10 protein-coding genes and 1 pseudogene are annotated in these 11,485 nt (G+C 70.3%); 1 reads left to right on the top strand and 10 read right to left on the bottom strand.

Features of this window, described 5'->3' with window-relative positions; translation table 11 throughout:
- Window positions 1–19 precede the first annotated feature (19 nt).
- The 7 genes and pseudogenes from ACIP60_RS30810 to ACIP60_RS30780 form a co-directional block, all read right to left on the bottom strand.
- Entirely contained in the window at window positions 20–1,141 is a 1,122-nt protein-coding gene (locus ACIP60_RS30810) for a serine/threonine-protein kinase (protein WP_400690549.1), read from the bottom strand.
- A gap of 244 nt (window positions 1,142–1,385) precedes the next feature.
- Window positions 1,386–3,215 (bottom strand): hypothetical protein, encoded by a 1,830-nt coding sequence (locus ACIP60_RS30805; protein ID WP_400690546.1) that lies wholly within the window; start codon window positions 3,213–3,215, stop codon window positions 1,386–1,388.
- A complete protein-coding gene (locus ACIP60_RS30800; RefSeq protein ID WP_400690544.1) occupies window positions 3,208–3,681 on the bottom strand; it encodes an ABC-three component system middle component 2 in 474 nt (157 codons plus the stop codon). Before ACIP60_RS30800 ends, ACIP60_RS30805 begins: the two co-directional genes overlap by 8 nt.
- Window positions 3,678–4,748, bottom strand: a complete 1,071-nt coding sequence (locus tag ACIP60_RS30795; RefSeq protein ID WP_400690541.1) for an ABC-three component system protein — start codon at window positions 4,746–4,748, stop codon at window positions 3,678–3,680. The genes ACIP60_RS30800 and ACIP60_RS30795 overlap by 4 nt, the downstream gene beginning before the upstream one ends.
- A gap of 531 nt (window positions 4,749–5,279) precedes the next feature.
- Window positions 5,280–5,834 carry an IS3 family transposase gene (locus tag ACIP60_RS30790; RefSeq protein ID WP_400690782.1) on the bottom strand — a complete coding sequence of 185 codons (555 nt, stop codon included), beginning with the start codon at window positions 5,832–5,834 and terminating at the stop codon, window positions 5,280–5,282.
- A 31-nt stretch (window positions 5,835–5,865) separates the two neighbouring features.
- Window positions 5,866–6,075 (bottom strand): annotated as a pseudogene (locus ACIP60_RS30785) (IS3 family transposase); the annotation flags it as partial.
- A gap of 78 nt (window positions 6,076–6,153) precedes the next feature.
- Complete coding sequence (locus ACIP60_RS30780) at window positions 6,154–6,462, bottom strand: transposase (protein WP_400690538.1); 309 nt, start codon at window positions 6,460–6,462, stop codon at window positions 6,154–6,156.
- Window positions 6,463–6,609: 147 nt separating this feature from the next.
- Between ACIP60_RS30780 and ACIP60_RS30775 the strand changes: the two genes are divergently transcribed.
- Window positions 6,610–7,902: a zinc-ribbon domain-containing protein gene (locus ACIP60_RS30775; RefSeq protein ID WP_400690779.1), complete on the top strand. Its 1,293-nt coding sequence runs from the start codon at window positions 6,610–6,612 to the stop codon at window positions 7,900–7,902.
- Window positions 7,903–7,916: 14 nt separating this feature from the next.
- Here ACIP60_RS30775 and ACIP60_RS30770 read toward each other — a convergent pair whose 3' ends face one another.
- From ACIP60_RS30770 to ACIP60_RS30760, 3 genes are all read right to left on the bottom strand, one after another.
- Complete coding sequence (locus ACIP60_RS30770; RefSeq protein WP_400690535.1) at window positions 7,917–8,444, bottom strand: hypothetical protein; 528 nt, start codon at window positions 8,442–8,444, stop codon at window positions 7,917–7,919.
- 547 nt (window positions 8,445–8,991) lie between these two features.
- A complete protein-coding gene (locus ACIP60_RS30765) occupies window positions 8,992–10,590 on the bottom strand; it encodes an MFS transporter (protein WP_400690532.1) in 1,599 nt (532 codons plus the stop codon).
- A 148-nt stretch (window positions 10,591–10,738) separates the two neighbouring features.
- Window positions 10,739–11,209: a MarR family winged helix-turn-helix transcriptional regulator gene (locus tag ACIP60_RS30760; protein ID WP_400690529.1), complete on the bottom strand. Its 471-nt coding sequence runs from the start codon at window positions 11,207–11,209 to the stop codon at window positions 10,739–10,741.
- Window positions 11,210–11,485: the final 276 nt, after the last annotated feature.

Genomic DNA, 11,485 nt, shown 5'->3' with positions numbered 1-11,485 from the left:
AACAGCTACCGACCGCTTCTCACAGGGTCGACTGCAGCGCGTACGCCACACGCAGTTCCTCCGCGATCCGCTGCGAGGCCGGAACCCTGGGACGGGCGGGGCGGGGCGTTACCGCGCCGGCTTCAGCAGCTCCGGGCGGCTCGGTCGGCTCTACGGCAGGGGCCTCGGCGGCGGCAACGGGTGGAACGTCCAGGACCGCGGGTGGCGGACCCACTGCGACGAACTCCCTCAACCGGTCCTCGACGTCAGGGGTGAACGGGTCCGCAGCCGAGTCTCTCGGCCCCTTCATGCCTGTCCGCGCGATCAGCGTCTGCCGTGCGGAGACGGGGGTGACACCAAGGGCAGTCATCAGCTCCGTACAGGCTTCGGCCACCTGGTCGATCGCCGGCCGGTCCTCCGGCACGTGCGCGAGCATGGAGGTCAGGAGCGGGAGCATCGGCTCGGGGACACCACTCAGGTCCGGGGAGTGCGCCGGGTTGGAGACCTGGGCGACGATCGCCTCCCAGCGCGTTCCGTCGTAGGGGTAGTGCCCCGCCGCCGCGTACAGCAGCACGGTCCCCAGCGCATAGACGTCCGCTGCCTCGTTCACGTGAGGATGCCCGGCCGCCTGTTCGGGCGGCATGCACCGCACCGTTCCAACAATCATTCCGCTGTGGGAAAGGGATTCCTCCCTGTTGTCCACGAAAGCCGCCAGGCCGAAATCGATGATCACCGGTCCGTAGTCACCCAGAATGACGTTCTGCGGCTTGAGATCCCGGTGCAGCAGTCCGGCCCCGTGAACCACCCCGAGCCCTTCGGCCAACAGGGCGGCGAGGCTCACCGTGTGCACCGCCGGAAGGGGCCCCTCGTCGTCCACGGCATCGAGGAGGGTACGACCCGCCACGTACTCCATCGCCATCCATGGCCTGTCGGCATACGGATCCGCGTCCAGGAAGCGTGCGACCCGGTTGGTGCCGACCACTTTCCGAGCGGCCCGCGCCTCCTTCTCGAAACGCGCCCGCGTGACCGGGTCCAGCCGATCGGCCCGGATCAGTTTCACCGCAACAGGGTCTCCGGCCGGAGAATAGGCCAGGAAGACCTCGCCCATCCCTCCGGAGCCCAGCTTTCGTGCCACCGTGTAACGGCCGATCCGCTCGGGCATCCCCGGCATGTCCCACTCAACCCTTTCGCACACGTGCGGCACCACGATGCCGAGATCATCGCTGGTCAGCCTAGTCCGTGGCGCAGCCCCCCAGGAGAGGGATCGCGCAACTCGGCGTCCAAGCTCCCCGTGCAGAAGCCGGACAAGCCCTTCCTCACGGCCGTGCTCAGCCGCCGACGGAGCCGCCGACAGCAGCCGCCCGAAACCACGGGCCGGGTCCTCCGACTGCCTACACGCCTCGTGCTCAGGTGAGCCCCGGCCTCGCCGGAAAGAAACCGTGCCGGCCGTTCCCCGTCCGGCGGAACATCACCACGCGCGCCTGCTCGACGACGTCCGGGGGCGGCGGCGTGTTCTCCGCGATGATCGTCTGTCCCGGCGCGTGGAGGAAGTGCCGGTAGAAGCTGTCGTTGACCTCCGGGGCCAGGTCTGCCTCGTCCTCGCCACGGAGCTGCCCGTAGGTGACCAGGGGCGAGTCCAGGACGAGGAACCCCAGGTGCGGGAGGCTGCGCTCGATGCAGTACTCGGCCAGCGCCGCGGAGAACGCGGAACGCAGCAGTGCCTGCATGCCCCGGCCGTGGTCGGCGCGGGCCTGGCCGCCTGCGCGGACGTCGCCGCTGTAGGGGTCGTAGCCGGCGTGCTCGGTGCCCGGTACGTTCCAGCGTTCGAGGATCCGCTGGAGCACGGAGTCGAACACCTGCACCGTCCGGCCGGGGACGAGAGAGTCGGCGCGTTTGGCGGAGACCGCTCCGGCGGCGACCAGTTCGGCGCGGTGCCCGTCGAGTTCACCGATGCGCGCCAGCACTTCGAGGTTGCGCTCGATCTCCGAACGCTCCGCCAGGATGCGGTCGAGTTCGCCCTTCGCCGGCAGGAGCTGCCCCTCGATCGTCCGGATCGTGCGGTCGAGTTCGGCACCCCGGGCACGCATCCGCTCCTGCCCGCGGAGGAGTTCCTGTTCCTGTTCCCCCAGGTCCTCGATGGTGAGCCGGAGGTCTGCCAGCAGGGCCCCGGTCTTGGCAGCCTCCGCGGTGACGGCCTCGTGCAGGTGGATGGTCTCGTGGTCGTCGTGCGCGGGTTCCTGGTGCTCGGGCTCCGCCCCGCAGAACACGCAGCGGCCGGTCCGGAAGTAACCGAGCAGACTGCCTGCCTCGCCGACCATCTCCAGACGGGCGAGGTCCGACTCGTACTGCTGCCGGAGGATGGCGAAACGCCCCAACAGGTCGCGCACTTCACCCAGGCGCACCGCCAGTGCCTCCGCGGCCTCGGTGTGCTTGGTCCGCTCGGCCGCGATCAGGCTCTGCCGCTCCGTCGCCTCGCGCAGCGAGGCCGTGACCGCCTCCAGGGTGGCGGCGAGTCGGGTCTGGCGCGCCCGCAGCTGGTCCGCGCTCTCCTCGGTGCTCTGCTTGGCCGACAGGTCGATCACCAGCTGGTCGAGCAGGGCGATCTTGCTCCGCTGGATGCGGCACTGGGCGGCGTTGGGCACCTTGCTCGCCGGTGGCTCGTCCTCGCCGGTGAGGACGAGCTTCATCACGGACCTGGCGGCGGTCTTCGCGGCATTGCCCCGGACCCGCTGCGAGGGCGGTGTCTGGTCGACCATCCGCTCGTCGGTGACGATCGCCAGGTGGGTGAGGTCGGCGAGCTTGAGGTGCTCGGTGTTCCCGGCCTCGTTGGTGCGGATGTACGCGTCCGCCAGGCCGAGCCGGTCGAGCAGGTGGTGGGAGACGTCGCGCCGGTTCTTCGTCCGCCGCGCGGACAGCACGGCGTCGGGGGCGGCGTGGACGAGGGTCCGCAGGTCGGCTTCGTGGACGTGCACGTTGTTGCTGCCCGGTGCCCGTACGAGGGTGAGCGGGCTGCCGTCCGGCAGGAGCAGCCCGAGCAGGATCTGGCTGTAGCCCTCCGCGTGCGGGACGGCGGGTGTGGTGTGCCCACCGAGCATGTAGTCGATGGAGTCGACGATGAAGGACTTGCCGGTGTTGGAGTCTCCGCAGATCAGGGTGAAGGTCGGGGCGAAGTCGAGTGTCGCGTCGGGGCGGCCGGACCCGGCGTAGGTGAGGTGCGTCAGTGTGAGTTCATTCATGTCCGTCCCCCGGGTGGTGCGCGCTCGCGGCGAACTGCTCGCGCCAGGTCTGCGTGATGGCCCGCGTGGACGCCAGCGGGTCGGCGTGCGGGGCGAGCCGTTCCACCGCCCAGGTCGCCCGCTCGCACAGCCGGCCGACGTAGGGTGCTTCGAAGATCCTCAGGAAGCTGGAGCCGCGGGCGGTCGCCCGGTAGACCAGGCCCTCGGCCGTGGCGTCGATCGACGCCAGGCCAGCCCGCATCAGGACGGTCAGGCCCTCGTGGAGGAGTTCGCGTTTGCGGCCGAGTTCGCCCGGCTGGGCAGGTAGTTCGGGCAGCAGGCTGGGCGGTCCGCCGAACCGCCCGCTGTGCAGGACCGCGTGGTCGAGCACGACGAGCGCCGCGAGGTCGAGCGCCTCCGGGTGGGCCTCGGCGAGCAGGGCCAGGGCCCGCATGCCCACCTCCACCGGGCCGTTGAGGACGTTCACTGCTCGCTCCCGTCGCACCACGTCAGCTTGTCGTCGTTCGCGAACTGGTGGCACATGCCCTTGCGCTGGGCCTGCTGGAAGTACGACGCGATGGCCGATCCCGCCACCTGCAGGTTCCCGGCCTGGGTGACGACCGCCCGCAGCCGGTGCCAGCCCGACTCGTGGTCGTCGTCCGCCACTTCCACCAGGTTGACGAGCACGTCGTCCTGCAGTTCCGCGTAGGCGTCGCCCGGGACGCTGTCCCGGGCGTACAGGCGTAGTTCCTCCGCCGCGTAGAACGCTTCGCGCTGGCGGCGCAGGTGGCTTCCCGACTTGGCGTGGGCGAAGGCGTCGTCGACCGTCACGATCTGCTGCCCGTACCGTTCCCGGTACACGTCGACCAGTTGGGCCAGGAACCGGGCCTCGTCGGCGGCGGGCTCGGGCGGCACGGGGAGTTTCGCGGGTTCGCCGGAGGGCGGGTAGTTGAAGCGGGCGGCGAACAGGGGGGACTTGCTGTAGACCTCCAGCATCTCGTCCAGGTTGGCCGTCCAGAACATGGAGAAATCGGTGGCTCCGGCCAGCTTCATGACGTCGGCGAGGAGTTGCACGGGCAGCTTCACCACCGTCTGGGAGCGGCCGCGCAGGTACTCCAGGAAGCGGGACTTGAGCTCGTCGGGGGTCAGCACCAGATCCTTGAGCCGCGGGTGGATCCTGGGAGCGACGAAGGTGTAGCGCGTCGGCAGCGTCCTGGTGGTCTCCACCGCCGCGACGAAGGGCTTGACCATCTCCGGCAGCGCGTCGGCGAGTTCCAACGCGTCCTGGTACAGCTTGCACTGGAAGCAGTGCCACTCCCCGTTGAGCCGCCGCTCGGTGAAGAACGCCACCACGTCGGCGCCCCGGTCGTTGCTGCCGCCGATGATCTCGGTGCCCAGGTAGCCCTCCTCGGGCACCCGCATGCGCACCCACTCGCAGGTGAACTGCTCCCACTCGTCGGGCTTCCAGAACCAGACCTGCTGCAACGGCGTGCGCCGGTCGAACCGGTTCGGCGGCACGGCCACGGCCGGGGCGACGTACTGCGACACGGACACCGCGCTCACCGCGATGCCCGGCCCACGCGACAGATCTTCCATCCCCACCCCCAACGCGCCACCATGGTCAAGCGCACTGGGTGTCCATACCACCACGGACCGCCGACGAAAACTCCGTTCCGGCTACTGACGCACCAACTGCCGCTGCCTGCCCCACTCGCGCATTCGACGGCGGCGAAGCAGTGCATCACGACGAAGACCTCGCAACACCACCAGATTCAACCAGCCGATCTCCCCCGCCGACCTGCGCGCCGCCAGCAAACACTGGCAACTCAACGGCAACGCCCCAGCGACCACACCCACCGCGGACGCGACCGTCCCGTCCGACATGACCGACGGCACGAACACCGTCACGGCCGCCGATCTGGTCGTTCAGCCGATAGCTTCGAGGCGACCTGCTGCTGCGGTTTCCCAAAGGGATTCAGCGGAAACGGCTCTAACGCCGCGCCAGGAGCGGCCACACATCGAGCCGCGCGAAGAATCGAACTGGGTGAGCTTGCTCCGCTTTGGCGGGCACCCTCGGTGTGGTGGTCAGGCCGCCAAGGCGCTCTCGTCCTGAGCGGGACTGCGGTAGCCGAGGCTGCTGTGCAGCCTGCGCATGTTGTACCGGCCTTCGATCCACTCGAAGGTCGCCGTTCTGACCGCTGCGCGGCTCGGCCACGGCCGGTCGCCGATCCACTCCCGTTCCAGCGTGGCGAAGAAGGACTCCGCGAGCGCGTTGTCCCAGCACTGTCCGGTGCGGCCGACCGGCAGTTGAACGTCGAACTCGGCTGCAAGAAGGGCGAATTCGCGGCTGGTGTACTGACATCCGCGATCGGGGTGGAAGGCCGCCGGTCCGGTCGGGCGGCGGGTTCGGCAGGCGGCCCGCAGGGCGTCGGCGACCAGTTCGGTCCGCAGGTGGTCGGCGGTGGCCCGGCCGACGACGCGGCGGGAGGCGATGTCGATGACGGTGGCCAGGTGGAGCCGGCCCTCCTGCGTCGGGATGTAGGTGATGCCGCCGCACCAGCGCGTGTCGAGAGCGGCCCGGTCGGGCCGGAAACCCCGCTGGACCAGGTCGGGCCGCAGGGCCGCACGCGGATCGGGGATCGGGGATCGTCGTACGGTGGCGCCGTCGGCGGTGCCGGCCTTGAAGGCCGGCCTGGCGCATCAGCCGGGCGACCCTTCGGCGGCCGCACCGCTCACCGCCGCGCTGGAGCGGGGCGTGGACCCGTGGGGCGCCGTAGCTCCCGCGGGAGGCCGCATGGACCTCGGTGATCTTCTCGGTCAGCTCGGCGTCGCGGACCGCGCGGGGCCGGGGCGGTGGTGCGGCGGGCGTAGGAGGCGGCACAGGAGACCTCCAGCAGTTCACACGCGCGCTTGACGTTGTGACCCGCCTGCTTCTCCGCCTCGATGAACGGGTGCACCGTCACCTGGTCTCCTGAGCGAAGAAAGCCGTGGCCCGGCGGAGGATGTCGACGTCCTCCCGCAGGCGGCGGTTCTCCCGCCGCAGCCGGGCCAGTTCCTTGCGCCCGTCGCTGCTCAGGCCGCCGCGCTCGCCGGCATCGGTCTCGGCCCGGCGCACCCAGTCACGCACCGCGGTCTCGGTCAGATCGGAGTCCTTGGCGACCTGACCGACCGAGCGGTCACCGCGCCGGCACAGCTCGACGATCTCGGCCCTGAACTCCGGCGTGAACGAGCGGCGAGGACGCGGCTTCTCCTTCCCCGTGCTCTCCACGACGGACATCATCCTTCCGGAGCCGAAGCCCCCGATCAGGAGTGTCCGTCAAAGCGAATCAAGCCCACTACGTGCGCTGCCGGCACTGCGGGCGGCTGAGCGCCGACCGGCCAGGGGACATCGCGTTCGGCTGCCGATGCCAGACCAATCCGAACCGGGCCCGCCCGGACGCCCTACGCCCCCGGCGAGAAGCAGCGGGCGCTACTCAAGGACTCCGGACTGTCCCTTCTCGACTGGTGGGACCATGAGGTCAACAGCGTTGCTCTGTGGGAGACAACCATCGTCACGGCCCGCCGCGAGGTGGCCTGGCGCTGTCCCGACTGCGGTCTGCGGTTCGCCGCCCGAGTCAACGACATGATGATCAGTCGGCAATGCTCCGCCTGCGAGCCTCTACGCCGTGCCGAGCAGGAGGCTGAGGACGAGCGCCTGCGGGTGACGCCGGTCTCGGACGCCCTCGAATCGATGGCAGCCTGGGCTGACGATGAAGATCCCCACGCTGTCTTCGTCACGGTCGGGGGTCCACCGCGACGCTTCCGCTGTCGGCAGGGCCACGAGGACTCCGCCAATCCCCGCACCTACCTGCGCGTGGGCTGCTTCGTCTGCTTCGACCAGAAGCTGCCCGTCCTCCTGCCCCAGGCCGACGGCACCGAGCCTGCACCATTCCGGCTGAGCCCGGAGATCGCCGCCCAGTGGCACCCGACCCTCAACGGCCGCACCAGCTTGGCGAAGATCTCCCCTGGATCACGCAGAACCGTGTGGTGGCGGGAGCCGGCCTGCGGCCACGAGTGGCAGGACACTCCGGCGCAGCGGCAGAGGGGACAGCGCCTGCGCTGCCCGATGTGCCGCACGATCCTTGACTCGCTCGTCTTCCACTTCCCCACCCTGGCTGCCGAATGGTCGCCTGCCAACCCGGTATCCGCCTGGCATGTCCGTCCTACCGGCCAGACCTCGTTCGTCCCGACCTGGGTCTGCTCGGCCGATTCCGGCCACCTCTGGCAGGCGGCCTTGACCTCCCGTGCGAACGACACCGGCTGCCCCGAGTGCCGGGAGCACGGTAAGTCCCAGGTGGAACTGGACCACCACGCAGCCGCGCAGCGCGCCTTCGGTGCAGCTGCCTCCGGCCGGACGGTACGCCACGGTGCCTTCGTCGGGCGCAGCTCCTGGACCGTCGACATCGCCGTCGACCTCCCCGACGACCGAAAGCTCGCCATCGAGTACGACGGCTCCTACTGGCACGCCGACAAGAAGAGCATCGACACGGAGAAGTCCCACGACCTCCTCGCGGCCGGCTACCTGGTCGTCCGTCTCCGCGAGCACCCGCTGCCGGCCTTGCCCATCGATGACCTCAACTACACCGAGTTCACAGTCCGCTCCGCCTCCCCCAGGCCCGATGACATACTCGGCCAGGTGAAGCAGTGGGTGGCCGTCACCAAAGGTTGAGCCGCCCGGTTGGGTCAGCGGTACTCGGGTTCTGCGGTCGCGGGCTGCATGCGGCCGGGTAGTCGGCTCCAGTCGTTCAGGGCTCCTTGGAGGAGGTTGTCGAGTTGGGCCTTGCCCTCGTTGAGCAGGAGGTCGCGCAGGCAGGCGCAGTCGTTCATCGTGCCCGTGTCGGTGAAGCAGATGAAGATGCCGGCCGCTTGGAGGCCGCGGGCGGCGAGGGCGGTCTCGTGTCCGAACGGGAGCGGTACGCGGCGGGCGAGCTCCTGCGCGAAGACCTGCTCGATGCGAGGACGGCCCAGCGCGGCCAGCAGGGCGCCGACGAGGCTGCCGACCACGCCGTGCAGGGACTTCTTGCCGTCCAGCAGCACGCGGGCGAAGGCAGCGAGGGCGTCGCAGCCCTTGCCGCGATGCCGCTCGACCAAGGCGTTCCAGGTCTCCGGGGCCACGTAGCGCACCGCCTGTGCCGCGATGACGTCACCGCCACCCCCGCCGACGAGTTGCGCGCACGCCCGGACGGCACTGTCCGTCTCGGCGCGGGTCACGACGTGCGGCCCCCGGAACTGCGAGGTCGCCGGACCGATGCGCTGGGGCGGAATCCGAAGGGACGGCGGGGCAGGAGCCGTCCGGCGGGGCCTGGACGACGTGGGCTGCGGACGGTTGGCGGTGCGCCGAGGAGCGGGCCCTGGAGATCTTGGGCCCGCAGGGAGCCCTTGATGCAGATGACAGCGGAGGCCCGCCTGCCGTACGAGGTTCCTGCAGAGCTTCCTGTCCGGCTTCATGGCACGGCACCTGTTGACCATCAGCAGAGAGTGGCTGCTCGTCAGGTCACGGGCAACACCGTGGGAGTGGCGGTGGAACGATCCGGCCACCGGTCCTCGCAGGCCGTGCCACGGCCTTTGACCGCGCACGGAGCGGACGCAGAGTTCTCGACCCGGTGACCGTGAGTCCGTCGTGTCCGGATTACGGGAGTGCACGCGTCTCGCAGGGACCGGCATGAGCCGCCCAGTGTGCCCAGCGCACGCCCGGACGGGAGTCGACGTGGAGGTGCCCGGCCGGTAGGTACCGGCCGGGCACCTCCACGTCGGCCGATCAGGCGTGGGCGGCGGTCGGCTTGCGGATGCCGTGGCGCAGTCCGGCGGCGAGGAGGGCGCCGATGACGCACAGGACGGCGGTGACCTGGACGGCGGTGTGGACGCCGTTCATGAAGGCGTTGCCGCTGCCTTCGATGACGGCGGCCCTGAGTTGGGCGGGCATGGTGGCGTCGACGGGGGCGATGCCCATGGCGACGGCGTCCTTGGCGGCGGCGAAGTCCTGAGCGGCGGGTTCCGGCACGCCCGCACCGGTCAGCTCGCGCGCCAGGGTGGAGTCGACCCGGCCACTGACCAACGAGACCAGGACGGAGGTGCCCAGCGCGCCGCCGATCTGCAGGGCGGTGGCCTGCAGGCCGCTGGCCACGCCGCCGTCGCGGACGGGGGCGTTGGCGACGACGGCGTCGGAGGAGGCGGACATCACCATGCCGACGCCGAGGCCGATCAGGACGAAGGGCGGCCACATCGCCCCGTACGCGGAGTGGCTGTCCCAGGTGCTCATCCACAACGCGGCGACGGCCTCCAGCAGCATGCCCGCAGGCATGGTGAGACGGGCGCCGAAGCGTCCGGTCAGGGCGGCGCCGAGCGGGGCGGCGGCGACGGAGGCCAGGCTCATCGGGAGGGTGCGTACGCCGACCTCGACCGGGCTGAGGCCGCGGACGTTCTGCAGGTAGAGCATCAGGAAGAAGATGACGCCGAGCAGGACGAAGAAGTTGATCGCGGTGACGACGGTGCCGATGGTCAGGGCGGGGTTGCGGAACAGCCGCATCGGCAGCAGCGGGTGGGCGATCCGGGTCTCGTACCAGGCGAAGAGCGCCAGCAGCACCAGGCCGCCCGCCAGGATGGCCGGCGTGCCGGGCGAACTCCAGCCCCAGCTCTCGCCCTTGATCACGCCGAAGACCAGGGCGACGAGGCCCAGGGCCAGGACGGTGACGCCGACCAGGTCGAAGCGGTGGTGGCCGGTGGAGTCCTTGCTCTGCGGTAGGACGAGCAGGCTGAAGACCAGCGCGCCGATGCCGATGGGCACGTTGATGTAGAAGACGGACTCCCAGCCGACGTGCTCCACCAGCAGGCCGCCGACGATCGGGCCGAGCGCGGTCGAGCAGGACGCGACCATCGCCCACAGGCCGACGGCGGTGCCGAACTGCTTGGGCGGGAAGACTGCGCGCAGCAGGCCCAGGGTGTTGGGGATCAGCAGCGCGCCGAACAGGCCCTGCAGGGCGCGGAAGGCGATGACGCCGTTCACGGAGCCGATCAGGCCGATCATCACCGAGGAGACGACGAACCCGGCGACGCCGACCAGGTAGAAGGTGCGGCGGCCGAAGCGGTCACCGAGCTTGCCGCCGAGGATCAGCGCGGCGGCCATGGCCAGGAGGTAGGCGTTGGTGACCCACTGCAGGTCGGAGGTGGAGGCGCGCAGGTCGCGGCCGATCTCCGGATTGGCGATCGAGACCACCGACCCGTCGAGGTTGACCATGAACAGGCCGATCGCGACGGCGATCAGCGTCAGCCACGGGTTGGCGCGCCGCCCGCCGGATTCACCGGGCGGTACGGGCCGTGCGGGCAGGGCGGTGCGGTCCACCGGTGTGGAGGAGGGCATGAAGGTGCCTTGTCTGGAGGTGAGTTGACGAAACGTCGCGCCGGGCCGCGGTCACGGCACGGACGCGTGCCGGAGTCGTCGGCAGCCGCCGGACGTGCCGGGGCGCGCCGGAACGGGTTTCCGGGCCCGGGCGGGCGGTGCCGGGAGGTCAGCCGGCGGAGTGGAGGTGCCGGACGAGCGAGTTCAAGGCTCCGAGGGCCGAGCCGAGGGCGTCCTGCTCCCCGTCGGTGAGCGTGGCCAGCAGCCGCGTCAGGTGCGCGGTCCTGATCGCCCGGGCCTCGGCCAGCCGCGAAGCGGCCAGCGGCGTGGGGTGCAGGTGCGCGATGCGCTTGTCACCGGCGTCCTGCCGACGCTCCAGCAGGCCCTTCTCGGTGAGCTGCGTGACGAGGGCGCTGACGTTGTTCGGCTTCATCAGCAGGACCTCGGCAGCGTCGCGGACCGTGATGCCCGCGCGCTCCTCGACCAGTCGCAGCAGGGCGAGCTGCCCCTCGGGCAGCCCGGGGTGCGGGAAGTCCAGCGCGACCTGCCGCTCCAGTACCCGGTTCAGCACGGGTAGGACCGACACCAGCGCCTCGGCGGTGGAGTCGGTCTGCTCGCTGCGAGCGCTGGGAGTGGACACCGCGACAGAATAAGTAAACCTCCATACCTATGTCAACATATTCAATCTCGGGGCGGTGGCGTTCCGAGCTGCTCCGGCCGCCCGTCGGGGCTGCGGCATGAGCGTGGGTCGGCGCGAAGACGGCGGCAACGGTGTCGGGCGCTGCGAACAACTTCCGGCCGTCCCCCGTACCACCGGCCTTACTGATCATTTCAAAATGAGTTCGGCCTGGGGGCTTGGCAGTTGAGGCGTTGAGGCAGCAGAGTGTTGCACGTGTCGGATGATCTTGTGCCGGAT

It is taken from the genome of Kitasatospora sp. NPDC088783 (genome assembly GCF_044750705.1).
In the GTDB taxonomy this organism is placed as follows: domain Bacteria; phylum Actinomycetota; class Actinomycetes; order Streptomycetales; family Streptomycetaceae; genus Kitasatospora; species Kitasatospora fiedleri.
The sequence above is the reverse complement of the archived record's forward strand: the minus strand, read 5'-3'. Positions and strand labels throughout refer to the sequence as shown.